A 24,917-nucleotide genomic window follows, 5' to 3' on the forward strand; every position below is an offset into this window, starting at 1 on the left:
ATTAAAATGACATTAAACAGAGTAGTTGTAACAGGTTATGGCGTGACTTCCCCAATTGGGCATACTCCAGAGGAGTTTTGGTCAAGCTTAAAGGCAGGTCATATTGGTATTAAGCCTATCACAAAATTTGATACGAGTGACTTCGCTGTTAAGAATGCAGCAGAGATTCAGGATTTTCCATTTGATAAGTATTTTGTCAAAAAGGATCTAAATCGCTTTGACATGTATTCCTTGTATGCCTTATATGCTGCGACAGAGGCGATTGAACATGCTGGCCTAGATATTGAAGCGATTGATTCTGACCGCTTTGGTGTTATTGTAGCGTCTGGTATTGGAGGCATTCAAGAGATTGAAGAGCAGGTGATTCGGTTACATGAAAAAGGGCCAAAGCGTGTTAAGCCGATGACTCTGCCAAAGGCCTTGCCAAATATGGCGGCTGGTAATGTTGCCATGAAGCTGAATGCCCAAGGCGTATGTAAGTCAATCAATACAGCCTGTGCCTCTTCAAACGATGCTATTGGCGATGCCTTTCGTACAATTAAGTTTGGTCTTCAAGATGTGATGATGGTTGGAGGATCAGAGGCAGCCATTACAAAATTTGCCATTGCGGGCTTCCAAAGCTTGACTGCCTTGTCAACAACTGAGGACCCAAGCCGCAGCTCTATTCCATTTGATAAGGATCGAAACGGTTTTATCATGGGTGAAGGATCAGGTATGCTGGTTTTGGAAAGCTTAGAGCATGCTCAAAAGCGCGGTGCGACTATTTTAGCTGAGATTGTTGGCTACGGCAATACCTGTGACGCTTACCACATGACCTCACCACACCCAGAAGGACTTGGTGCTCGTAAGGCCATTAATCTAGCATTGCAGGAGGCTGGTATTGATGCAGCAGCTATTGACTACGTGAATGCTCATGGCACCTCAACTCCTGCCAATGAAAAAGGAGAAAGTCAAGCTATCGTTGCAGTACTTGGCAAAGAGGTTCCTGTCTCATCAACCAAGTCCTTTACAGGCCACCTACTAGGGGCAGCTGGTGCTGTGGAAGCTATTGCAACGATAGAAGCAATGCGGCATAATTATGTTCCAATGACAGCTGGGACAAAGGAACTGTCAGACGACATTGAAGCAAATGTTATTTTTGGACAAGGAAAAGAAGCCGATATTCGTTATGCCATTTCAAATACCTTTGGCTTTGGAGGTCATAACGCTGTATTAGCCTTTAAGCGTTGGGAGGATTAAAATGAATATTCAAGAGATAAAGGATTTGATGGCACAGTTTGATGCTTCAAGCCTCCGCGAATTTTCATTCAAATCAAGTGATGGGGAACTGTTATTTAGTAAAAATGAGCATCGTCCGGTGGCAGCACCAGCTCCTGAGCCTGTTACCTTGCATCAGGAGGTAGCACCTATTAGCCTTACGCAGGAGATTGTCTCTAGACAGGAATCACTCCCTGCTTCTTCAGATCTGCAAGAGCCAGAAGGAGAAGTAGTTGACAGTCCTCTTGTTGGTGTGGCTTATCTTGCAGCTGGTCCTGACAAGCCTCCATTTGTTACTGTTGGAGATAGTGTCAAAAAGGGACAGACATTGTTAATTGTTGAGGCGATGAAGGTCATGAACGAGATTCCTGCTCCCTGCGATGGTATCGTGACAGAGATTTTAGTGGCCAATGAGGACGTGGTTGAGTTTGGACAAGGATTGGTACGCATTAAATGATGGATATAAAACAGATTCAAGAAGCACTGCCACATCGTTACCCAATGCTGCTTGTTGATAGGATTTTAGAGGCTTCAGACGATGAAATTGTTGCCATCAAAAATGTCACTATCAATGAGCCCTTCTTTAACGGTCATTTTCCTCAGTATCCAGTCATGCCAGGTGTTTTGATCATGGAGGCCTTGGCACAAACTGCTGGCGTCTTGGAGCTATCAAAAGAGGAAAATAAAGGCAAGCTTGTTTTTTACGCTGGTATGGACAAGGTAAAATTTAAAAAGCAGGTGGTTCCGGGAGACCAGCTAGTCATGACAGCTAGGTTTATTAAGCGTCGTGGGACAATAGCAGTTGTTGAGGCCAAGGCAGAGGTTGATGGCAAATTAGCAGCTAGTGGGACCTTGACCTTTGCTTTTGGGCAGTAAAAGACTAATCGTCTGTGGAGGAAAAAAGAAACCTATGTTTAACAAAATCTTAATTGCCAATCGTGGTGAAATAGCAGTGCGGATTATTCGTGCAGCACGAGAATTAGGCATTTCCACAGTTGCTGTTTATTCCGAGGCTGATAAAGAGGCTTTACATACGATCTTGGCAGACCAGGCCATCTGTATTGGACCGTCAAGATCAAAGGAATCCTATCTCAATATGAATTCTGTCTTGTCGGCAGCTATTGTGACAGGGGCGCAGGCTATCCACCCAGGATTTGGTTTTTTAAGTGAAAATTCAAAATTTGTGACCATGTGCGAGGAAATGAACATCAAGTTTATTGGCCCCTCAGCAGCTGTCATGGATAAAATGGGCGACAAAATCAACGCCCGCGCTGAGATGATTAAGGCAGGTGTTCCTGTTATTCCAGGCTCAGACGGCGAGGTTTACAATGCCCAAGAGGCCCTTGAGGTCGCAAGGCGGATTGGCTATCCAGTGATGCTAAAGGCTGCTGCAGGCGGTGGAGGTAAAGGAATCCGAAAGGTTGAATCCGAGGCTGATTTAGAGGCTGCTTTTAATGCTGCTAGTCAAGAAGCTCTAGGAGCTTTTGGTAATGGTGCCATGTATTTGGAGAAGGTTATTTATCCGGCAAGGCATATTGAGGTGCAAATTTTAGGTGATTCACAGGGGCATGTGATACACCTTGGAGAGAGAGATTGCTCCTTACAGCGTAACAATCAAAAGGTACTGGAGGAAAGCCCTTCGATTGCGATTGGCACAACACTGCGTCAAAGGATGGGTGAAGCTGCTGTTCGTGCTGCCAAGGCGGTGTCCTATGAGAATGCTGGCACAATTGAGTTCTTATTAGATGAAGCTAGCGGTGATTTTTACTTTATGGAGATGAATACGCGTGTTCAGGTAGAGCACCCCGTAACAGAGTTTGTTACAGGCGTTGACATTGTGAAGGAGCAATTGCGGATCGCAGCAGGTCTTCCTTTATCAGTTCGCCAAGAGGATATTGTGATTACAGGCCATGCTATTGAGTGTCGTATTAACGCAGAAAATCCAAGCTTTAATTTTGCTCCAAGCCCTGGTAAGATTACAGATCTTTACCTACCAAGTGGAGGTGTTGGGCTTAGGGTTGATTCTGCTGTCTACAGTGGTTATACGATACCGCCTTATTATGATAGTATGATTGCTAAGATTATCGTTCATGGAGATAACCGATTTGATGCTTTGATGAAGATGCAAAGGGCTCTGTTTGAGTTAGAGATTGAAGGGATTATGACCAATATTGATTTTCAGATGGACTTGATTTCAGACAAGCAAGTGATTGCGGGTGATTACGATACCTCATTTTTGATGGAGACCTTTTTACCCAGCTACAATAAAGATTAGGAGTAGGTATGGCCTTATTTAGTAAAAAAGACAAATATATCCGTATTACTCCCAATAATTCTCTCAAAAGCTCTGTCAGTCGTAATGTTCCAGAGGTGCCAGACGAATTATTTGCCAAGTGTCCTGCCTGTAAGCACATGATTTATCAAAAGGATCTAGGACCGGCAAAGATTTGTCCGACCTGCTCCTATAATTTTAGGATTTCTGCTCAGGAGCGCTTGGCCTTAACCGTCGATGAAGCCTCCTTTCAGGAATTGTTTACAGATATTGAAACCAAGGACCCATTAAGATTTCCAGACTACCAAGCCAAGCTACAAAAGGCAAGGCAGGCTACTGGCTTGCATGAGGCTGTGCTGACTGGAACAGCTCTGGTCAAGGGACAAAGGCTTGCCTTAGCCATCATGGACTCGCATTTTATCATGGCAAGCATGGGGACCGTTGTTGGTGAGAAAATCACTCGCTTATTTGAGCTGGCTATTAATGAGCGGCTCCCAGTTGTTATTTTTACGGCGTCTGGTGGAGCCCGTATGCAAGAGGGCATTATGAGTCTGATGCAGATGGCTAAGGTTTCTGCAGCTGTAAAGAGACATTCAAATGCTGGGCTTTTTTACCTGACTATCCTAACTGATCCGACCACAGGTGGTGTGACAGCGAGCTTTGCAATGGAGGGTGATATGATTATCGCAGAGCCTCAGTCCTTGGTTGGTTTTGCAGGTCGACGCGTCATTGAGACGACAGTTAGAGAAAATTTACCAGATGACTTTCAAAAGGCAGAGTTCTTAAAAGAGCATGGCTTTGTTGACGCTATTGTGAAGCGGACTGACCTGCGTGATCGGATTGCTCATTTGGTGGCATTTCATGGAGGTGTATCATGACAGACGTCGCAAGAATATTAAAGGAAGCGCGTGACCAGGGTCGAATGACAGCTCTAGATTATGCCAGTTTGATTTTCGATGAGTTTATGGAGTTGCATGGGGATCGTCAGTTTGCTGATGATGGCTCTATTGTTGGTGGAATTGCCTATTTGGCTGATCAACCGGTCACAGTGATTGGTATTCAAAAAGGAAAAAATCTTCAGGATAATTTAGCTAGAAATTTTGGTCAGCCACACCCAGAGGGCTACCGTAAGGCCTTACGCTTAATGAAGCAGGCTGAAAAATTTGGCCGTCCGGTGATTACCTTTATCAATACAGCAGGGGCTTATCCGGGCGTCGGTGCTGAGGAGCGCGGTCAAGGTGAAGCTATTGCCAGAAACTTGATGGAAATGAGTGACCTCAAGGTTCCTATCATTGCTATTATTATTGGCGAGGGCGGATCAGGCGGTGCTTTAGCTTTAGCTGTTGCTGATCAGGTTTGGATGCTGGAAAACACCATGTACGCTGTTCTTAGTCCAGAAGGCTTTGCCTCTATCCTCTGGAAGGATGGCTCTAGGGCTACTGAAGCTGCTGAGCTCATGAAAATTACCGCAGCTGAGCTGTATCAAATGGGTGTCATTGATCGGATTATTCCAGAGCGGGGTTATTTTTCGAGTGAGATTATTGAGATGATAAGATCACACTTAATTGACGAAATCACTCAGCTACAGGCTAAGTCCTTGGAGGAATTACTGGATCAGCGTTACCAGCGCTTTAGAAAATATTAAGGACATCAAAAAGACCTCTGTAAGGCTAGCAGTTAGCTAGGAGTTACAGAGGTCTTCTTTATTGTTAGGATCAATCTCATTAATCGGCTCTTTGTCCCCCTACAATTGATAAAGAGCCTTTTTTTGTACATAGGAAAAGCTCTATCATTTCTGCTGTGGCCTTACCCACTATAGAAAGATAGAGCCCATTAATTGTCGTGCTGACGCCTTATTCGGTCAATCTTTGGCTTTAGCGTGGCTTGATAAGCTCTAGTCCTCCCATATAAGGACGAAGCACTTCTGGAATCGTCACTGAGCCGTCCTCATTTTGGTAATTTTCTAGGATAGCAGCTACGGTACGCCCGACAGCAAGCCCAGAGCCATTTAGGGTGTGTAGCAGCTTAACCTTGCCGTCTGCCTCATCGCGGTAGCGAATTTGTGCGCGTCGTGCTTGAAAATCTTCGGTATTTGAGCAGCTTGAGATTTCGCGATAGGTGTTTTGAGCAGGGATCCAAACCTCTAAATCATAGGTTTTAGCGGCCGAAAAGCCCATATCCCCAGTACAAAGAGCCAAGACACGATAAGGGAGCTTTAGCTTTTGGAGAATATGCTCGGCATTGGCGGTCATTTTTTCCAGCTCATCATAAGATGTTTCAGGCTTAGCAAACTTAACCATTTCGACCTTATGGAATTGGTGTAAGCGAATCAAGCCACGAGTGTCGCGGCCAGCAGAGCCAGCCTCAGAGCGAAATGATGGGCTCATTGCAGTAAAGTAGATTGGCAGCTCCTTACCATCTATGATGTCACCACGATAGTAATTGGTTAATGGGACTTCAGCAGTTGGGATAAGAACAAAGTTTGTCCCATCTAGCTCAAAGGTATCCTCCTTGAATTTTGGATATTGACCAGTGCCAAACATAGAGTCATGATTAACCATATAAGGAGGAATGATTTCTTGATAGCCCTCTTTTAGGTGCTCATCAAGCATGAAGTTATAAAGGGTACGCTCCAGCCTTGCACCAAGATTTTTATAGAATAAGAAGCGAGCACCGGTAACCTTTGCGCCACGCTCCCAATCAAGGATATCTAAGGCTTCTCCAAGATCCCAATGCGCCTTGATGTCAAAATCAAACTGACGTGGCTTTCCCCAGCGACGAATCTCTACATTGTCCTCTTCATCAGCTCCAATAGGAACTGAATCATGGGGAGTATTTGGCAAAACAGTGATGATACCGGTAATTTCTTGGTCAATGTCAGCTAGCTTAGCATCAATTGCCTTGATGTTAGCAGCTAGCTGCTGCATGTCAGCAATCTGTTGGCTAGCGTCTTTCTTTTGGCGTTTGGCTTGGGCGATAGCAGCAGAGGCGATGTTGCGCTGAGCTTTTAGCTCTTCTGTTTGAACAAGCAGGGCGCGTCGCTGTTCATCTAAGGCTTTTAGGGTGGTCAAGGTATCCTCTGACACACCACGTGTCTTGAGCTTAGCAGCGACAGCATCAAAATTGGTACGAATACGCTTAAGATCTAGCATAAATAAATCTCCTTTTTAGTGGTGATAAGATGGTCAGTTATAAAATAGCACGAGCAAAACTAGCTGATGGCTTTGCTATTTCTGACGAGATAAAAAAGCACAGCCTATGAATACACTGGAGCGCCTGAGCGCGGTTCCATCCAGCTTCACAATCTGTGCACTTAATTCATATTTAATTGGTAGACGGTAGAATTTCGTATGACTCCTCTATCTGTTTTCAGCAACCACAGACTCTCTGAAAGACAGAGCCAGACTACTTATCCGCTAGACCTATTATAACAAAAAAGGAGAAAAAGTAAACTCCCAAATGAGTGTCAGCTACATCAAACGCGCGAACTAGTTATTTTGGAATTAGAGTAGACACTTTCAATGTTTTTCCTATAGTAAAGTCTATAAAAAACAAGACATATCCTTGAAATACAGAAAGCTTTCTTTTCTTGCTAAAACTTTTTCATGCGTCTGTCGCGGAGCGTCAGTAATACAAAAGGCTGATGACAAGTAGAGCTTAGGTCATAGGCACAAAAAATCTCGTTGTCAGACAAAATCAAATCGTTAAATATTAAAAATTGTGGTAAACTAATATTATGTGTAAAAATGTAATGACATTAGATAAGCACCGCCATTACGGTTTAGATTTATTGCGAATCATTTCCATGTTTATGATTGTGATCACACATGTTTTGGGAAAGGGTGGCTTGCGGTCAACTGTCGAAGGTGAGGCAGATTCTTATTTTATTGTTACCTGGATGATTCAGGTTCTTGTTTATGGAGCTGTCAATTGCTATGCTTTGATTAGTGGCTATGTGGGCATTAAGTCGCCCTATAAATATTCCAAAATCGTTAATATTTGGGTACAAGTTTTCTTTTATAGCTTTCTGATGACCCTTTTGTTTGCCCTATTTGGCTTTCCAGTTAGCTTGGAGAATTGGCGTCAGGCCCTATTTCCCATAGTGAGTGGCAATTATTGGTATATCACAGCCTATTTTGGCTTGCTGATTTTTATGCCTATGATCAATGGTGGACTCAATACCTTATCCAATAAGCAGCTAGGCCGCTTGGTGCTGCTGGTTTTTGGTGTTTTTTCGTTGATCCCAGCTTTGATGAATCAGCAGGTCGATGAATTTTCCTTAAGCAAGGGCTTTGAAATGACCTGGCTGATTATTCTCTACATTGTTGGAGCCTATTTAAGGAGAATAGAGCTAAGCAGGATTAGTCATAAGCTTCTTATTGCGGTTTATATGGGATCTTTGGTGGTTACCTATATCATGAAATTTATGGTGGGAAATATCTGGTACTGGTATGTGTCTCCCAGCCTGACCTTGGGAGCTATCGCTTTATTTATCCTTTTTGCTAAGCTAAAGCTGACATCAGAAACTATTCTGCTGCGCTTTATTGTGATCGTATCTCCAACGACCTTAGGCATTTATCTGGTGCACTTACACCCCTTGCTGGTCAAATTTATTATTCGTGATTTTGCAGAGCCCTTTGTCAATGCTCCTATCCTTTTATATCCACTACTGATATTTGGTGTCGGCATTGTGATTTATTTCTTGTCCTTTTTGGTTGAACAGGCAAGATTGATGCTTTTTAAAAAACTAGGCTTTCAAAATTTGTTGAAATGGGTGGACAAGAAAATCCCCTTTGCAGATTGATGAGGAGTAAGGTTAGATTTAGCTTGAAGAAAGGATTTGCTTAAGCTTGTTTTTCAAGCTTTTTTGTTAGCAACGAAAAAAACTCTTAGACATATTGCTATGGTGCTATGTCTAAGAGTATTATCATGCTGGTCTATGACCGTAATATTGAGTTAAGGCAGGCCCATCAATGAGATTTCTTATCCTTTTTTTGACGATGAAATAGCTTTGCTATTATGGTTTGGACCAAGGTCGGCAGCTTGATGACCTTGTCATTGCCAATTGTTTCTCTAGCAACCTTCAAGATTTTTCCTGAATCCTTTGAAGCAAAGAGAAATTTGCCTTGATCGGTAAAGATTTCAAAGTGACGACTGACCTTTTTTCCAGAAACATTGGCACCGATTTGGTTAATGGCCGTCCAGGGAATTTGAATGAAGTCCTCAACGTTTTTATCATTGTAAAATTCCAAAGCCTTATCTCCAAGTAAGATTTTCCCAACCTTTCCTCCGATTCCAAGATAGGAGACAGCTGTTGTCTGAAGGATCACCCTTTGATTTAAAGATTGTGCCATAATAAGTCCTTTATTGTTTTTTGTTTATTATAACATAAAAATATAGCTTGTAGCAGGCTGAATACTGGCCTTTGCTAAGGCTTTAGGCAGCCAAAAATTAAGGAACTGGGAAGCCCCCAATTCCTTAATCTTTATTACATGATGTGAAGAAGGTGTGCGATGATACCAAATGCAAACAAGGCAATGATGATTGCGATTGGTGATACTTTTTTCTTCAATAACCACATGCAAAGGAAGGTAAGTAGTAATCCAGCAAGTCCTGGGATCAATGAGTCCAATTGCCCTTGAAGGGTTTGTGATTGAACTTTATCAAGGCTCATGCCACCCATAGCTTGTCCAAGAATACTTTTTAGCTCAGCACCTTTAACGGCTCCCTCAGGGAAGACAACATAGGCACCTTCAGAAAGCTGCTTGCCTGGAAGGTTGATGGTAAAGTTGATAGATACCCAGCGTTGTACAAGGACAGCAAGGATAAACATACCAAGGATAGAAGCTCCCTTAGTGATGTCTTGTAGGATACCACCTGACATGTCTTTGGTGATTTCAGATCCAGCCTTGTAGCCAAATTCTTGAGTGTACCACAAGAAGGCCATACGGATAATGTTCCAGCCAAAGAAGAAAAGGAGTGGACCGACAAGGTTACCAGTTTGTGCAAGAGAAGCACCAAGAGCACCAAGGATAGGACGCACTGTAAACCAGAAGACAGGATCACCAATACCTGCAAGAGGTCCCATCATACCGATCTTAACCCCTTGGATAGCAGCGTTGTCAATAGCAGTACCGTTGGCACGTTCTTCTTCAAGGGCAAGCGTTACCCCGATGATAGGAGCAGCCACATATGGGTGAGTGTTAAAGAATTCCATATGACGCTCAAGTGCAGCAGCACGATCTTCTTTAGTTGTGTAAAGCTTTTTAAGTGCTGGGATAAGTGCATAAGCCCAACCCATGTTTTGCATACGCTCATAGTTCCAAGACCCTTGAAGGAATTGTGAACGCCACCAAACACGTTTACGGTCAGCTTTTGTTAATTTAATTTGTTCAGTCATTAATCTTACCCCTTTCTAGTAGTCTTCTAGGATATCGCCGATTGGGTCAGCAGAGCCTGCTCGACCTCCACCGTTACCACCTTGTTTTGAAAGGTTAAGGTAGATAAAGGCAATAGCCACACCGATAACACCCATAGCGATAAGTGTTAATTGGGTCACAGCTGCAAGGGCAAAACCAAGTGCGAAGAATGGCCATACCTCACGTGTAGCCATCATGTTGATAACAAGAGCGTAACCTACGGCAACAACCATAGCACCACCGATTTGCATACCTTCATTCAACCAAGCTGGCATAGCCTTCAAGACACTTTGAACGGCCTCAGTTGGCACAGCAACAAGAAGTGCAGCTGGTACAGCAATACGCAAGCCTTGAAGAAGAAGTGCAGCAAAGTGGAAGCGCTCGATAGCAGAGAAGTTACCCTCTAAAGCAGCCTTGTCCCCAGCGTGAACAAGTACAGTTGAAATGGTACGAACAATCATAGTAAGGAAAAGACCTGCAACCGCAAGAGGAATAGCTGTTGAGTATGCAAAGGTAATCCCTTTTTGAGTAAAGTCGCCACCCTTAACCATGATAATAGCCGCTGCAACAGATGCAAGAGCAGCGTCAGGAGCTACAGCAGCACCAATGTTTGCCCAACCAAGTGCAAGCATTTGAAGAGTACCACCAAGCATAACACCTGCTTCAAGGTGACCAGTCACAAGTCCGATTAAGGTACACGCAACAAGTGGTTGGTGCATTTGAAATTGGTCCAAGATACCTTCAAGACCGGCAAAGAAGGCAACGATAACGACCAAGATTGCAGAAATTAATGAAATATCTGACATTTTGTTATCCTTTCGTATATGAGTCAATTGTCAATGGACAATATAAAGCGTTATTAAGTGATGATGATTTGTCTAGAAGCAATCATCAGGCTTATCATATCATCGCAGCAGTCTAGATAAGATGCATGGCTTGTTGAGCTCAACAGGCCTGCCTATTATCTGATTGCTTATTGCACATTTGCTTTTTGGATAAGCTCAAACAGGTTTTTCTTAGAGTCATTTGGCACCTTACGAACGTCAAATGACACACCTAGATCACGTAATTTTTCAAAGGCAGCAACGTCATCCTTGTCCATAGACAATACGTTATTAACCATTGTCTTACCTGTTGAATGCGCCATTGATCCAACGTTCAGCTCTTTGATCTCAACGCCGCCTTCAATCGCACGAAGGGCGTCCTGAACAGTTTCAAACAAGATAAGAGCATGAGTGTTACCAAAGCGTGGGTCTTTAGAAGCCTCAATCAATTTACTGATTGGAACAACATTAGCCTTAACCCCACCAGGAGCCGCCTGCTTGATCAATTGCTTACGAAGCTCGTCCTTAGCCACAGAATCTGACGCTACAATAATACGATCAGCCTTAGAAGCTGGTGTCCATGCAGTTGCTACCTGACCATGAAGAAGACGAGTGTCAATACGAGCAAGGTTGATTTTTAGCTTACCATCTCCAATGACAGTTCCCTTAGGAATAGCTCCTTGAAGCGCTTGACCACCACCATTAGCTGTAGAAGCCTCCTCAACTGGATTGAGCTCTTCAGGAAGGGCTTTAATACCGTCCTTAGATTCTTTAATGATGTTTGCAGCGACTTGTTCAACACCTGCATTAGCGTCCATCAAACGCTCAGTGTAGGCCTGAATAAGCATTGGCAAGTTGAGACCAGTGATGATAGCCATTTTGCGATCAGGATTTTCTCCTGCCACACGACTAGCCTGATTAAATGGAGAACCACTCCAAAGGTCAGCTAGTACAAGGATTTCATCATCAGCATCAAATTGTGCGATAGCATTGTTGAAGTGTCCATACAGGTCATCTGGTCCTTCATTTGGCATGAAAGTGACAACTTGAACTTTCTCTTGTTCACCAAAAATCATAGAACCAGATTGATGAATACCTTCAGCAAATTTACCATGGCTGGCAATAATAATACCGATACCCATTCTTGTTCTTCCTCCTTATTAAAATATTTTTCGTTGAAATGAAGAAGAATAATCTCCTTCCAAATAGCATTTGGCAATTCTTTTTCACTTAAACGAAATTCAAGAACGTCTCTATTTTAAAACGTTTTCACTTAAAAATCAAGCCCTTTCGGAAAAATCTTACGAAATATGAAAAAATTTTCATAATGCGCTGCCGAATAAGTAGAATATTGATAATAAAGGGATTTTTATGCCGCATAAAAAAGAAAATATGCTGAAAAATAACGAAAATATTAGAAATTCTTTCATCAATTGACGGAAACGGCATTAAGAAAACCATCGTTTTCTGCAAAACAATGGTTTCGTTTGCTTTCATAAGAAAAGCTCCTCTAGTTTTCTAGCGACTCCGTCTTCTTCGTTGGAGTAGGCTAATTGCTGGTCTGCAAAGGGCAGCAGCACAGGGCTGGCATTTTTCATGGCATAGCCGGTTCCGGCAAAGGCCAGCATTTCTGTGTCGTTATGCTCATCACCAAAGGCGATTAAATCCTTAGGCTCCTTGTTGTAAATGCTAAGCAGGTATTTTAAGGCATAGGCCTTATTAATGTTTTTGGGGGACATCTCAAGGATATTTAAGGGACCACCCCAAGAGTCCACCTCAATTTCGTCCTTGAAGAAGGCGCGCATGGCCTTGGCTAGGGCATACTTATCCTCATGATGCGTTTGCATGAGAAGAGCATTTGGATCCTGCGTGATTTTGTCGATCTGTAAAGCCATATCTGGTGTGATGGCCTCAACACCAAAAAGGTTGGGGTCAATGCTCTCAGGCCTATTCATGGTAATGTAGAAGGCTTTTCGGTACTCACTAGCAATAAAGTCCATCTGGAAGTCCTCTTGCACTGCTAGGAGTTTGAGAAGGTATGCCTTATCCAGAGTCACATTATGCTCGTATTTCCATCTTTGCTCAGGTAGGTGGGTCAAAGAGCCATTAAAGCTAATCATAGGTGTCTTTAGCTCTAGCTGAAGGTAGTAGTCAATAGCCATACGATAAGGACGTCCTGTCGAGATGATGACCTCATGTCCCTTAGCTTGGACGGCCTTAATGGTTTTTTGAGTATAGGTAGAGATGGTATTGTCGTGATGCAATAAAGTCCCGTCTAAATCAATAGCAATTAGTTTTTTAGTCATACACTAGATTATAACAAATTTTAGGATCAGTGGAAGAGAAAATTGCTGCTTGGACGGTTGATAGAAAAAGGCTGTTAAATTTTGAACGATCATGATAAACAAACGAAAAAAGCTATTGAAAATAGAACGATAAAATGTTATGATGAATATATCGTTCGTAAAACGATAATAATCATTTGGTTTTAAGAGAAAAAGCTTATCTGATGAGATAAGGGCTTTTTTGATTTTGCCTATCAATAAGGAGACTCCATTCAAATGGAAAAGTTTTTTAAGTTAAAAGAAAATGGCACGACGGTTTCAACAGAGCTGATGGCTGGTGTGACGACCTTTTTTGCGATGTCATATATCTTATTTGTTAACCCAAGTATTTTGAGTGCAGCGGGTATGCCGTCTCAGGCGGTGTTTTTAGCGACTATCATTGCAGCTGCTATCTCTACCTTGATCATGGGTTTGTTTGCTAATGTGCCTTACGCATTGGCTCCTGGTATGGGACTTAATGCTTTCTTTACTTACACTGTTGTTTTTAGCTTAGGATTTTCTTGGCAGGAGGCCTTGGCTATTGTCTTTCTTTGTGGTCTGTTTAATATCTTTATCACTGTCACAAAGCTTCGCAAGAGCATTATCAAGGCTATTCCAGTAAGCCTGCAGCATGCTATTGGCGGAGGTATTGGAGTCTTTGTTGCTTATCTAGGTTTTAAAAATGCTAACCTGATCACCTTTTCGCTATCATCTGCTGAGATTGTTACTGTAAATGGTGTTGAGCCAGCTAAGGCAACTGCTGAAACATTTGCTAATGGCGTCTTCTCTGTTAATGCTAATGGTGGTGTGGTTCCAGCTATTTCAACCTTCACCGATCCGAGTGTTTTGCTAGCAGTTTTTGGTCTGCTGCTAACAGCAGTGCTTGTGCTTAAGAACGTTCGTGGAGCCATCCTAATTGGTATTACAGTTACAACTTTAGCCGGTATTCCTATTGGAGTGGTTGATCTTTCTGCTGTTAATTTTGCGGACAATCACATCAGCTCAGCCTTTGCCGAATTAGGGACAACATTCTTGGCTGCCTTTGATGGTATGGCGTCACTGTTTAGTGATTCAAGCCGCTTGCCGCTTGTTTTAATGACGATCTTTGCCTTTAGCTTGTCTGATACCTTTGATACGATTGGAACCTTTGTTGGAACTGGTCGTCGAACAGGGATTTTCTCTGAGGAGGATGAGAGAGCTTTAGAAAACAGCTCTGGCTTTAGCTCAAAAATGGACCGCGCGCTCTTTGCTGACGCTATTGGTACTTCAATCGGAGCTTTATTTGGGACCTCAAACACCACAACCTACGTTGAGTCTGCTGCTGGTATTGCAGAGGGAGGACGTACAGGTCTAACAGCTGTATCAACTGCTGTCTGCTTTGTCTTATCTGTTTTACTGCTGCCGATCGTGGGAATTGTTCCAGCCGCTGCGACTGCACCAGCTTTAATCATTGTCGGTGTTATGATGGTATCGTCCTTCCTTGATGTTGATTGGAGCGACTTTGATGTTGCCTTACCGTCCTTCTTTGCCGCTTTCTTTATGGCACTTTGCTACTCTATTTCATACGGTGTGGCTGGCTCCTTTATTTTCTATTGCTTGGTGAAGCTTGTGAAGGGCAAAACCAAGGAGATTCACCCGATTCTTTGGGGAGCAACCTTCTTATTTATTCTGAATTTTATCATTTTAGCGTTATTGTAAATGACTGATGAGGTACCGAGGTGCCTCTTTTTTGTTGGGACAATAAAGACAGGGATCACCGTCTGGACTGGGACTATGGGCTTTCTAAGATCATAGGCATTGCCGCCTTTTCCTAGTCCTATATTTAGACTAGATCTTAGGGTTTTAGAGCTTCGAATTGATTTCTAGAGCATTTAGTCCTGGCTATTACAGCAGAATATCATGACTGTTAGACTCGCTTGATTTGCTGATGGCTCTTTTGATTTATTGGCCTTTAAAGCTGATTGAGCTTTGACGACATTATATGAGGGCTTACGAGCCTAGAATATTTTACTGACAGGCTGGCTTAGGCTTGGAAGACCGTTTTTTTTCTGTTATAATAGCCTTATGTTTTATAGCAAAAATGAGAATGAATTGATCGCTTACGGGCAAGGCATTGGTAGACAGCTAAAGGCAGGAGATGTGCTTATCTTGACTGGTGACTTAGGTGCTGGTAAAACAACGCTGACCAAGGGGATCGCTAAGGGTTTGGGGATTGATCAGATGATTAAAAGCCCAACCTATACTATCGCTCGAGAATATGAGGGAAGACTACCCTTATATCATTTAGATGTTTATCGGATTGGTGATGATCCAGACTCTATTGATTTAGATGATTTTATCTTTGGTGGTGGGGTTACTGTGATTGAGTGGGGCGAGCTTTTAGCCGAGGAAACCCTGCATGACTACCTTGAAATTTTAATAACAAAAACAGAAACAGGCCGGCAGGTTGATTATCTAGCACATGGTCATCGATCAGAGGCACTTCTTGAGGAGCTTAAGCATGTCTGAGCAGGTGGTGACAATCGAAGAGGCCAAGGCCTCAGATGCGTCAGCTTTGATCACCCTAATCAAGGAAGCTGCTGATGAGACAGATTTTATCACAGGGACTGAGGCCGTCATAGCTGCTACCGTAGAGGAGCTTGAGTGTTTTCTAGAGGCTAGTCAGGAATCTTTGACAGATATTTGCCTTTTGCTAAGGGTGGGAGATACATTAGCTGGCCTGCTAAATATAGCTGGTAAAGCATATCGTGAGACCAGCTATGTTGGCGATTGCTTTATGCTGGTCTTGACATCCTACCGCAATCATGGCCTAGGGCAGCTGTTGATGGAGACTGCCCTTGATTGGGCCAGAGAAACAAAGCAGCTTTGTGCTTTGGAGCTGGAGGTTCAGGCTCGAAATACTTGTGCCTATCATATTTATGAGAAATATGGCTTTAAAATAGAGGGCGTCAAAAGAAAGGACGTCAAATCAAGAAATGGAGACTATCAGGATGTTTACCTTATGCGTAAATATCTGGAACGTGAATAGATGAAAATTGGAAAAAAAATCTTTTTAATGCTGACAGCTATTGTGCTGTTGACCTTGGGGGCTATGGGAGTTTACCTAACCAATGCCTATACCTTTTCAACTGGAGAATTGTCAAAGACCTTTAAGGATTTTGCAACGTCCTCCAAAAAAAGTGATGCCATTCAACAGACAGAGCCCTTTTCAATTCTATTGATGGGAGTTGACACAGGATCGTCTCACAGAACCTCTACCTGGCAAGGAAATAGTGATTCTATGATTCTGGTTACGATTAACCCTAAGACCAAAAAGACAACCATGACAAGCTTAGAAAGAGACATTCTAATCACCTTATCAGGCCCAAATGATAATGAGATGAATGGAGCAGAGGCTAAGCTAAATGCTGCTTATGCAGCTGGTGGTGCGCAGATGGCTATCATGACGGTTCAGGACTTGCTAAATATCACGATTGACAAATACGTTCAGATTAACATGCAAGGGCTCATTGATTTGGTTAATGCTGTTGGTGGCATTACTGTTACCAATGAATTTGACTTTCCTATCTCTATTGCAGACAATGAGCCTGAGTATCAGGCTACCGTTGCACCAGGAACTCACAAGATAAATGGAGAGCAGGCCTTGGTATATGCTAGAATGCGCTATGATGATCCAGAGGGAGACTATGGTCGTCAGAAGCGTCAGCGAGAGGTCATTCAAAAGGTGCTGAAAAAGATTCTTGCCCTTAACAGTATCAGCTCCTACCGAAAGATCTTGTCAGCTGTTAGTGGTAATATGCAAACCAACATTGAAATATCATCACGAACCATTCCTAATCTTTTAGGCTATACAGACGCCCTTAAAAATATCAAGACCTATCAGCTAAAGGGTGAGGGAGCGACCTTGTCAGATGGCGGCTCCTATCAAATTGTGACCTCAGACCATCTCTTAGAAATCCAAAATCGCATTCGTGCTGAATTAGGCCTTGAAAAGCTTAGTCAGCTAAAAACGACTGCCACAGTTTACGAAAACCTTTATGGCTCGTTAAAAACTCAGTCTACTCAAGATAGCAGCTATTATTACAATTCAGGCAGCCTGCCAGCCTATACAGACTCATCTACCCAGTACTCAACCTATTCCTCAGAGACGTCCTCTAGCAGCACCTATCAGGACACAACAGCTGGTACACAAGAGTCAGGAGCAGCTAATGTGACTCCTAGCCCTCAAGCAGACTCACCAGCAGAGCAGCAATCAAGCGGTACAACCACTGGTACACCAGCAGTGCCTTAGGGCACAGCCAAAAAAACGAAGAAATCTCATCAAGGCTTGATCCTGTGAGTAATTTCTTCGTCTTTTTTGTACATACAAAAAGAGCCCATAATCCCTATAGCGGACTTGTCCACTACAGAAACGATAGAGCCCTTTTTTGTCACCTTGAGGCTTGGTAGTCTGCTTAGGCTTATGGGGTTTCCTGCTGGTACTTGCTCATACGTTGTTGGATTTCAGTCAGATGGGCCTGAGCTTCTTGGTTAAAGGCCTGCCATTTGTAGGCTAATTCTGTTCCTGCTGCTTGAAGCGTTCGAGCCTCCTTTTGAATGATGGCGAGATTTGCCTTAATCCTATCAACATCGGCCTGGATAGCCTTCTTAGAGGTTTGCATGGCTACTAGGGTTTCTTTGATTTGATGACGTTTACGATACACTTGGTAGGCTAAAACGGATGTGAGACCAATTGTGGTCATTGTTTTTAGAGTCATTGGCTAATCTCCTGACTAATTTGTTGTGCCAAGGCTGCTAGGGCTGGGAAGTCAGGCTCATGTGTTGTATACTGAATAGCGATCCCGTCTTCTTGGCTGTAGCGAGGAACGAGGTGCACATGCGCGTGAAAAACAGTCTGACCAGCTAGCTCTTCATTATTGTTGATAATGTTCATTGCAGTAGCACCAGTTGCTCTTTGAATAGCGCGAGCGATTTTAGGTAATCGTTCAAAGGTTTGACCAGCTGTCTCGGCGTCCATTGCCAGGATATTTCGGACATGCTTTTTAGGAATCAAGAGGGTATGACCCGCTGTTGTTTGCGAAATATCCAAAAAAGCGAGTACCTGCTCATCCTCATAAACCTTGGAGGAGGGAATCTCACCGCTAATAATGCTGCAAAAGATACAATTTTCCATGTGATAATCCTTTCGTCTGCGTAGCAATGGCTCAGCTCAAATCAGTAGTCGAATAATTTTAGAATAAGAAATCAGTAGTTGCTCAGTGACCATAGCTATCTCATACTATAGCTATCTTAGCATGTACTGGTCTATATTGCAATTGTTTGTAGCTGGAGCTAATGGTTATCGATCACATGACTAGCAGGGCCTTTTGAATCATGCTGATGGACAAGCGATTATGGTTAAGCACACAGCTAGGCTTGCTATGTGCTGTAAGCTAGATCCTTAAAAGGTGTGCATTTGCGCATTATCGTATGATAGTGACATGGCACAATATCTGTAAGGACAAGAGTTTCAGAGAGTATGAGGTGCTGGAACTTCTTGACAGTTAAGGCTGAGAAAGCTTTTAGAACAAAAAAAGATTGAAGCATCAGCAACATAGGCCTTATCTTCAATCGAGTGCGGATGGCTTTACTACAGGCTAGGGTCCTCGTTTTGCGAGAATTTATCAGGAACAGCCCATAGGCTAGGGTCCTCATTTTGTGAGAATTTATCAGGAACGGCCTCTTGAGCTTCTTCAGAGCTGACCTGCCATTCGTTTGCAGTGTTTACTTCCTGTGGCTTTTCAGAGATAGTTTGCCAGCCATCTGTGATAACCACCTCCTGTGGCTTTTCAAAGATAGTCTGCCATTCGTTAGCCTTAGCCTCTGTTTGGACTAGGCCTGAAATTGAAAGTGCTGAAAGTGATACCAAACCAAATGTTAAAAAGCGTGACAAATTCATAACATACCTCCTTTGTCATTAAAGACGCAACACTTATTTACATGTTAACGATAACATTATATTATTAAAAATTCAATACAATAAGATAATATTATCATGATTTTTTAGATGACGCCTTAGATGAGCTGCTATTTAGGATCACCAGGTCATTCGAATATGATGTGATAGATGGTTAGGACTGATAGATCAAGCTAATATAGCCTCTGTTTTTATAGCTAGGCCTTTTTCTTGATGATCTTAAAATAGACTTCAGATTCACTCAGCGTTTTTAGCTGATGGGAGCATTGATCAAAACAGTTAACGCTCTGTGCAGAAATTTGTTATAATAGCTAATATAAGTGTACCCTTAGTATTAGCTGCCCCAGCTTTCTTAAGTAGGGTCAAGCTAATCGGTCTTATCAGTGCTTCAAAGCGCTGGATAGGCTGATGATGACAAAGCATTGCCTAGTAAGTCCTATCTGTCTAGGCTAATAACCTGTCATCTAGGGAAGCTAGTATGCAAAGCTACAATAGATTAGATATTAGAAAGAAATGATATGTTAAACATTGAGAATGTCACTGGAGGCTACCTTAATATTCCAGTTTTGAAGGATATTAGCTTTTCTGTTGGAAATGGAGAGCTAGTAGGGCTTATTGGTCTAAATGGTGCTGGTAAGTCAACAACGATTAATGAAATTATTGGGTTTTTAAAGCCTTATAAGGGAAGGATTTCCATTGATGGCTTAACCTTGGCGGAGCATGAAGCTGATTATCGCAAGAAAATTGGCTTTATCCCAGAAACACCAAGCTTATATGAGGAGCTGACCTTAGCAGAGCATATCAATACGGTAGCTATGGCCTATGATATTGATGTGGAGCTGGCACATAAGCGAGCTGAGCCCTTCTTAGAGCTGTTTCGTTTGACGGATAAGCTGGATTGGTTTCCAGTGCATTTTTCTAAGGGAATGAAGCAAAAGGTTATGATTATTTGCGCTTTTGTCATTGATCCTAGTCTTTTTATTCTTGATGAGCCCTTTTTGGGGCTTGACCCCTTAGCAATTGCTGATTTGATTAAGGCTTTAGAGGTTGAAAAGGCAAAGGGCAAGTCAATTCTAATGAGTACCCATGTGCTGGATTCGGCAGAAAAAATGTGTGACCGCTTTGTGATATTGCATCAGGGGCAGGTGCGTGCGCAAGGGACTCTGGCGGATTTGCAGGCAGTCTTTGGAGATGCTTCAGCTAGTCTTAATGACATTTACCTAGCGCTGACAAAAGAGGGGTAAGCTATGAAGGCATTATTTCGTAAGCGTCGTCAGGAGTTTCAGCATAAGCATACCAAGTATTTGCCTTATGTCTTTAATGATCATTTTGTTCTTGTCTTGCTGTTTCTTTTGGGCTTTATTCTTTTTCAGTACAGTCAACTACTCAAGCATTTTCCTGCTAATCCTCTACCGATTCAGCTAGGCTTGTTGATTGCTGTCTTGTTTTTGCTTAGTCTGGGGTCTGTTGCCACTTATCTTGAAAGGGCTGATCAGCATTTTTTGCTGACCAAGGAGGCAGAGGTTATTGCCCATATCAGGTCAGCAGAGCGCTTGTCCTTTATTCTTTGGTCTAGCCTTCAAACGGTCTTGCTGTTACCTTTATTTCCTTTGTTTCAAAGGCTTGGTGTTTCCTTGCTTGCCTTTGTGCTATTGCTTGGTGTTTTGGTGCTGGCTAAGCGCTTACTGTTAAAGCGTAAGGTGGCAAGCTTTTTGAGCTCCAAGGGGCTTGATTGGGAAAAAGCGATTGCTTTTGAGGCAGATCGCCAGCAGGCCATTTTAAAGTTTTATGCTTTGTTTACAAATGTTAAAGGAATCTCAACCAAGGTTAAGGAAAGACCTTACTTGAACCCTATACTTAAGCTTGTCAAGGCAGATAGCAAAAAGGTTTGGACAAACCTATATTTAAGGGCATTTTTACGAAGCTCTGATTATTTAGGGCTATTTTTACGTCTGCTCTTGCTTAGCTCTTTAGCTCTTGCCTTTATTTCCAACCCTTATTTAGCAGTAGGCTTGGCCTTGGTCTTTCATTATTTAAGTCTTTTTCAGTTATTATCACTTTATCATCATTATGATTACCATTATATGAGTGGGCTTTACCCGACTAAACCGCAGCATAAGCAAAGAAATCTACTTTCTTTGTTGAGGCAATTAAGTGGTTTGATGCTTATCGTCAATCTTGTGCTCTGCCGTTCTTGGCAAAATGCTCTTGTGTTGATTGTGGCGATGGGATTATTAAATCTTCTTTACTTACCGTACAAGTTAAAGAAGATGATTGACTAAGTCCTTTAAAACAAGTAAAATAGGGATAACTGGTTACAGAAGATAGAAAAGGAGGGGATAAGGTGACAACAACCGAACAGGATCTTGTATTGACTCCCTTGCGCGGAAAAAGTGGCAAAGCCTACAAAGGGACCTATCCAAATGGCGAAAGCGTCTTTATCAAGCTTAATACAACACCAATCCTACCTGCCTTAGCAAAGGAACAGATTGCCCCACAATTGCTTTGGGCAAAGCGTATGGGGAATGGCGATATGATGAGTGCTCAAGAGTGGCTCAATGGTCGTACCCTGACTAGAGAAGATATGAACAGTAAGCAAATCGTCCATATCCTGCTGCGCCTCCACAAGTCCAAGCAGTTGGTTAATCAATTGCTTCAGCTCAACTATAAAATTGAAAATCCTTATGACCTTTTAGTAGACTTTGAGCAAAATGCACCTTTGCAAATTCAACAGAATTCTTATTTACAGGCTATCGTCAAGGAGCTAAAGCGCAGCCTACCTGAATTTCGCTCTGAGGTGGCCACGATTGTACATGGTGATATCAAGCATAGCAACTGGGTGATTACCACCAGTGGCATGATTTTTTTGGTGGACTGGGATTGTGTGCGCCTAACAGATCGAATGTATGATGTGGCTTATTTGCTAAGCCACTATATTCCTCGGTCGCGATGGGCAGACTGGCTATCCTATTATGGCTATAAAAATAATGATAAGGTCATGCAAAAGATTATTTGGTATGCTCAATTCTCCTATCTGACTCAGATTTTAAGGTGCTTTGATAAGAGAGATATGGAGCATGTCAATCAAGAGATTTACGCTCTTAGGAAATTTAGAGAAATGTTTAGAAAGAAATAATGCGAGTTAGAAAACGAAAGGGTGCGCAGGAGCACTTGGAAAACAATCCTCACTATGTCATTTTAGAGCCGGAGGCTGCTAAGGGGCGCTGGTGTGAGGTCTTTGGTAATGATCATCCGATCCATATTGAGGTTGGCTCAGGCAAGGGAGCTTTTATCACAGGTATGGCGTTGAAAAACCCAGAGATCAACTATATTGGCATTGACATTCAGCTATCAGTGCTGAGCTATGCGTTAGATAAGGTCCTAGCCTCTCAGGCTCCTAATGTTAGGCTCTTGCGGGTTGATGGGTCAAGCCTGACCAATTATTTCGATGCCGGTGAGGTTGATATGATGTATTTGAATTTTTCAGATCCTTGGCCCAAAAGCAGGCATGAAAAGCGTCGACTAACCTACAAATCCTTTTTAGACACTTATAAGCAGATTTTGCCGGAAAATGGTGAAATTCATTTTAAAACAGATAATCGTGGCTTATTTGAGTATAGCCTAGCGAGCTTTTCACAGTATGGCATGACACTCAAGCAGGTTTGGCTGGACTTACATGCTAGTGATTACCCAGACAATGTCATGACCGAATATGAAGCTAGATTTGCTAAAAAGGGGCAGGTTATTTACCGCTTAGAAGCAACATTCTAGTGGCTATTTTGACAAAAATATGATACACTATTGAGGTTGAGTTGATCAGCCTTTTATCTGGAGAGGTCGCATAGTGGCCGAGTGCGCACGCTTGGAAAGCGTGTAGTCCTTAACGGGGCTCGGGGGTTCGAATCCCCTCCTCTCCTTATATCCTCTTGGTATATCAAGGGTTTCGGGGTTTTCGCCCGTTTTTCACCCGTCAAATTTGAGATTTTGAAAAATGCTTTTGACCTGATGGTCATTTTTTTTCTTTTAACTTATCCAATTGGTGAACATATATTTTAGGCTCTATCATTTCTGTAGTGGATTTATCCAGTATGGAAATGATAGGGCTTTTTGAGTACAAAAAAGTCCCATAAGACTTATCATGAGAAGCACTAACAATCTCATTAGAAAGTATCTTATGGAACATATCGATAATATCACATTCCGCTTCGCTGTTGTCGGATTAATAATTTTGTTGCTCTAATTTTTTCAATACTTTTTGACTAATTAGTAAAACCACTACTCCTAAAAATATAGTCCCAGTAAAGTCATAAAAAGGACCTCTTCCTGTAAGGGCAAACCAAATGAATCTCGAAATAATAACAAGAAATGTTATACAAATACTATATCTTTTTGACATTAAAACCACATGCACCTTCCAAAGCTCCAAATTAATGATGCTGCAGCTGCAGCAGGGGCTACGTTCTTGATGCCCACTTTAAGTATTAGTTTCGCTATTTCCGCTGCTGCTTTACGTTGAACTAGACCTACAATGCCTCCACTCAAGCAGTATTCTCATCTTCAAGTATATCAAATGTCACTTGAAATACGAGTCTGTTTTTGAAATCGTTTTTATGATACAATGAAAAAGATTACAGTTTTTATTATATCCTCATATAAACTTATATAGCTCATAAATAGTGGTATTAAAATTACAAATTGAACTAATTTAAGCTTTATTAAATGATTTAACTTCATGTACCTACGTATTAAAAAATGGGCTAGTTATTGAGCTGAGGATTATAAAAAAATCACAACACTAAACATATTTATTTTATATATATTAATTTAAATATAATTAAATAACGTAAAAATCATTGACAATATAATATATCATACAAATATACTAATATGTTATATAACTATCAATGGCCTCTCTCGCATACGCATAGATCTGTTCTGATGGGAGGTTTTCTCGTTTTGGTAATGACCATGAAGCAGCCGCAAATATTATTTTAGTTGTCTTTTTTACCCTTTAATATTTTATCATATGAATACAAAGGTTAGAGGGGATAAGGAAAGAGAAAAAAGCAAGGTTAAAGATCTCCTCTCCTTTTAAAAAATAGGATTTTTGAGGCCTTATTGACACTTTTAGTAGGGATTTTCTTGCAATTCATTTTGATTGTGGTATAATAGGTTAAAATAATACAGAAGGGTGGTGAGAAATATCTCGCCACTTTTGTGTTGATTATCAAGAGGACAAGGCTATAGAGGTATAGCAGTCATCAGTAAAGGAGGTTATTAACATCGCAAACACAGCTATTATTGATATTGTTACCCAAACCGTAGAACCTGTAATTAAAGCACCCTATGAATTGGTCGACATCGAATACGACAAAATGGGCAGTGATTATGTCCTTAGTATCTTAGTTGATAAGGCTTCTGGGATTACTGTTGAGGATACTGCTGAGCTCACAGAGCTCATCAGTCCACTCTTAGATACGATTTCTCCAGACCCTTTTCCAGATCAGTATATGCTGGAGGTTTCCAGCCCTGGGCTAGAGCGTCCTTTAAAGACTGCTGAGAGCTTGAAGGCTGCGGTAGGCTCATATATTAATGTCAGTCTTTATCGGGCAATTGATAAGGTGAAGGTTTTTCAAGGAGATTTAGTGGCTTTTGATGGCGATACCCTAACCATTGATTATCTAGATAAGACGCGTCACAAAACAGTTGAGATTCCTTACCAAGCAGTGGCTAAGGCTCGCTTAGCTGTCAAATTATAAGGCAATTGCTGAGCGATCTGTCTTAGTCGGTTGGCTAAGCCCTAAATGGATTAATTTATAAGATAAGAAAGGATTTTTACCAAGCTTTGAGAGCAAGGTAGACAAC

25 protein-coding genes and 1 tRNA gene are annotated in these 24,917 nt (G+C 42.1%); 17 read left to right on the plus strand and 9 right to left on the minus strand.

Annotation, left to right across the window (positions count from 1 at the left end):
* Window positions 1-6 precede the first annotated feature (6 nt).
* The 6 genes from fabF to I2432_RS02385 are packed head-to-tail and all read left to right on the plus strand — an operon-like array spanning window position 7 to window position 5,174.
* Window positions 7-1,239 carry a beta-ketoacyl-ACP synthase II gene (gene fabF, locus I2432_RS02360; protein ID WP_159334817.1) on the plus strand — a complete coding sequence of 411 codons (1,233 nt, stop codon included), beginning with the start codon at window positions 7-9 and terminating at the stop codon, window positions 1,237-1,239.
* A 1-nt stretch (window position 1,240) separates the two neighbouring features.
* Window positions 1,241-1,714, plus strand: a complete 474-nt coding sequence (gene accB / locus I2432_RS02365) for an acetyl-CoA carboxylase biotin carboxyl carrier protein (protein ID WP_012515062.1) — start codon at window positions 1,241-1,243, stop codon at window positions 1,712-1,714.
* Complete coding sequence (fabZ, locus tag I2432_RS02370) at window positions 1,711-2,133, plus strand: 3-hydroxyacyl-ACP dehydratase FabZ (RefSeq protein ID WP_012515063.1); 423 nt, start codon at window positions 1,711-1,713, stop codon at window positions 2,131-2,133. Before accB ends, fabZ begins: the two co-directional genes overlap by 4 nt.
* Before the next feature lie 34 nt (window positions 2,134-2,167).
* The gene (locus tag I2432_RS02375; RefSeq protein WP_043040143.1) at window positions 2,168-3,532 is read left to right on the plus strand and encodes an acetyl-CoA carboxylase biotin carboxylase subunit; all 1,365 of its coding nucleotides are present in this window, start codon (window positions 2,168-2,170) and stop codon (window positions 3,530-3,532) included.
* 8 nt (window positions 3,533-3,540) lie between these two features.
* Window positions 3,541-4,407: an acetyl-CoA carboxylase, carboxyltransferase subunit beta gene (gene accD, locus I2432_RS02380; RefSeq protein WP_014622368.1), complete on the plus strand. Its 867-nt coding sequence runs from the start codon at window positions 3,541-3,543 to the stop codon at window positions 4,405-4,407.
* Complete coding sequence (locus I2432_RS02385) at window positions 4,404-5,174, plus strand: acetyl-CoA carboxylase carboxyl transferase subunit alpha (protein ID WP_012515065.1); 771 nt, start codon at window positions 4,404-4,406, stop codon at window positions 5,172-5,174. The genes accD and I2432_RS02385 overlap by 4 nt, the downstream gene beginning before the upstream one ends.
* A 229-nt stretch (window positions 5,175-5,403) precedes the next feature.
* Here the strand turns inward: I2432_RS02385 and serS are convergent, their stop codons facing one another.
* Window positions 5,404-6,681, minus strand: a complete 1,278-nt coding sequence (gene serS, locus I2432_RS02390) for a serine--tRNA ligase (protein ID WP_206158973.1) — start codon at window positions 6,679-6,681, stop codon at window positions 5,404-5,406.
* A gap of 599 nt (window positions 6,682-7,280) precedes the next feature.
* On the opposite strand from serS, the gene I2432_RS02395 reads away from it, so the two are divergent.
* Window positions 7,281-8,333 (plus strand): acyltransferase, encoded by a 1,053-nt coding sequence (locus tag I2432_RS02395; protein ID WP_151374899.1) that lies wholly within the window; start codon window positions 7,281-7,283, stop codon window positions 8,331-8,333.
* Window positions 8,334-8,499: 166 nt separating this feature from the next.
* On the opposite strand, the gene I2432_RS02400 is transcribed toward I2432_RS02395, so the two are convergent.
* The 5 genes from I2432_RS02400 to I2432_RS02420 all read right to left on the minus strand — a co-directional run bounded on the left by I2432_RS02400 (window position 8,500) and on the right by I2432_RS02420 (window position 13,078).
* On the minus strand, window positions 8,500-8,883 hold the full coding sequence (locus I2432_RS02400; RefSeq protein WP_012678440.1) for a DUF956 family protein: 384 nt from the start codon (window positions 8,881-8,883) through the stop codon (window positions 8,500-8,502).
* 134 nt (window positions 8,884-9,017) lie between these two features.
* Window positions 9,018-9,929 (minus strand): PTS system mannose/fructose/sorbose family transporter subunit IID, encoded by a 912-nt coding sequence (locus tag I2432_RS02405; RefSeq protein ID WP_012679088.1) that lies wholly within the window; start codon window positions 9,927-9,929, stop codon window positions 9,018-9,020.
* A 15-nt stretch (window positions 9,930-9,944) separates the two neighbouring features.
* Complete coding sequence (locus tag I2432_RS02410; RefSeq protein ID WP_012679089.1) at window positions 9,945-10,754, minus strand: PTS mannose/fructose/sorbose transporter subunit IIC; 810 nt, start codon at window positions 10,752-10,754, stop codon at window positions 9,945-9,947.
* Window positions 10,755-10,921: 167 nt separating this feature from the next.
* Entirely contained in the window at window positions 10,922-11,914 is a 993-nt protein-coding gene (locus I2432_RS02415; protein WP_012515071.1) for a PTS sugar transporter subunit IIB, read from the minus strand.
* Window positions 11,915-12,265: 351 nt separating this feature from the next.
* Window positions 12,266-13,078, minus strand: a complete 813-nt coding sequence (locus tag I2432_RS02420; protein WP_012678437.1) for an HAD family hydrolase — start codon at window positions 13,076-13,078, stop codon at window positions 12,266-12,268.
* 255 nt (window positions 13,079-13,333) lie between these two features.
* Here I2432_RS02420 and I2432_RS02425 point away from each other — a divergent pair, with 255 nt between their 5' ends.
* The 4 genes from I2432_RS02425 (at window position 13,334) to lytR (ending at window position 17,387) form a co-directional block, all read left to right on the plus strand.
* Window positions 13,334-14,794 carry an NCS2 family permease gene (locus I2432_RS02425; protein ID WP_165620132.1) on the plus strand — a complete coding sequence of 487 codons (1,461 nt, stop codon included), beginning with the start codon at window positions 13,334-13,336 and terminating at the stop codon, window positions 14,792-14,794.
* 366 nt (window positions 14,795-15,160) lie between these two features.
* The gene (gene tsaE / locus I2432_RS02430) at window positions 15,161-15,604 is read left to right on the plus strand and encodes a tRNA (adenosine(37)-N6)-threonylcarbamoyltransferase complex ATPase subunit type 1 TsaE (RefSeq protein ID WP_014622376.1); all 444 of its coding nucleotides are present in this window, start codon (window positions 15,161-15,163) and stop codon (window positions 15,602-15,604) included.
* A complete protein-coding gene (locus I2432_RS02435) occupies window positions 15,597-16,124 on the plus strand; it encodes a GNAT family N-acetyltransferase (RefSeq protein ID WP_014622377.1) in 528 nt (175 codons plus the stop codon). The genes tsaE and I2432_RS02435 overlap by 8 nt, the downstream gene beginning before the upstream one ends.
* Window positions 16,125-17,387 (plus strand): glycopolymer--peptidoglycan transferase LytR, encoded by a 1,263-nt coding sequence (gene lytR, locus I2432_RS02440; protein ID WP_165625996.1) that lies wholly within the window; start codon window positions 16,125-16,127, stop codon window positions 17,385-17,387.
* Window positions 17,388-17,556: 169 nt separating this feature from the next.
* Here the strand turns inward: lytR and I2432_RS02445 are convergent, their stop codons facing one another.
* From I2432_RS02445 to I2432_RS02455, 3 genes are all read right to left on the minus strand, one after another.
* Window positions 17,557-17,853, minus strand: coding sequence for a hypothetical protein (locus tag I2432_RS02445; protein ID WP_012679094.1), 297 nt, complete (start codon window positions 17,851-17,853; stop codon window positions 17,557-17,559).
* Complete coding sequence (locus I2432_RS02450) at window positions 17,850-18,269, minus strand: HIT family protein (protein ID WP_111689882.1); 420 nt, start codon at window positions 18,267-18,269, stop codon at window positions 17,850-17,852. The genes I2432_RS02445 and I2432_RS02450 overlap by 4 nt, the downstream gene beginning before the upstream one ends.
* 456 nt (window positions 18,270-18,725) lie before the next feature.
* A complete protein-coding gene (locus I2432_RS02455; protein WP_043038651.1) occupies window positions 18,726-19,034 on the minus strand; it encodes a hypothetical protein in 309 nt (102 codons plus the stop codon).
* A gap of 536 nt (window positions 19,035-19,570) precedes the next feature.
* On the opposite strand from I2432_RS02455, the gene I2432_RS02460 reads away from it, so the two are divergent.
* From I2432_RS02460 to rimP, 6 genes are all read left to right on the plus strand, one after another.
* The gene (locus I2432_RS02460; protein WP_012678429.1) at window positions 19,571-20,296 is read left to right on the plus strand and encodes an ABC transporter ATP-binding protein; all 726 of its coding nucleotides are present in this window, start codon (window positions 19,571-19,573) and stop codon (window positions 20,294-20,296) included.
* 3 nt (window positions 20,297-20,299) lie between these two features.
* Window positions 20,300-21,334, plus strand: coding sequence for an ABC transporter permease (locus I2432_RS02465; protein ID WP_043983780.1), 1,035 nt, complete (start codon window positions 20,300-20,302; stop codon window positions 21,332-21,334).
* Window positions 21,335-21,396: 62 nt separating this feature from the next.
* Window positions 21,397-22,188 carry a cell cycle regulator CcrZ gene (gene ccrZ, locus I2432_RS02470; RefSeq protein WP_012515084.1) on the plus strand — a complete coding sequence of 264 codons (792 nt, stop codon included), beginning with the start codon at window positions 21,397-21,399 and terminating at the stop codon, window positions 22,186-22,188.
* On the plus strand, window positions 22,188-22,823 hold the full coding sequence (trmB, locus tag I2432_RS02475) for a tRNA (guanosine(46)-N7)-methyltransferase TrmB (protein ID WP_115250646.1): 636 nt from the start codon (window positions 22,188-22,190) through the stop codon (window positions 22,821-22,823). The genes ccrZ and trmB overlap by 1 nt, the downstream gene beginning before the upstream one ends.
* Before the next feature lie 59 nt (window positions 22,824-22,882).
* A tRNA-Ser gene (locus tag I2432_RS02480) sits at window positions 22,883-22,969 on the plus strand.
* A gap of 1,359 nt (window positions 22,970-24,328) precedes the next feature.
* Entirely contained in the window at window positions 24,329-24,811 is a 483-nt protein-coding gene (rimP, locus tag I2432_RS02485) for a ribosome maturation factor RimP (RefSeq protein WP_042670147.1), read from the plus strand.
* Window positions 24,812-24,917: the final 106 nt, after the last annotated feature.

Source organism: Streptococcus equi subsp. zooepidemicus, from assembly GCF_015689395.1.
GTDB classification, from domain to species: domain Bacteria; phylum Bacillota; class Bacilli; order Lactobacillales; family Streptococcaceae; genus Streptococcus; species Streptococcus equi.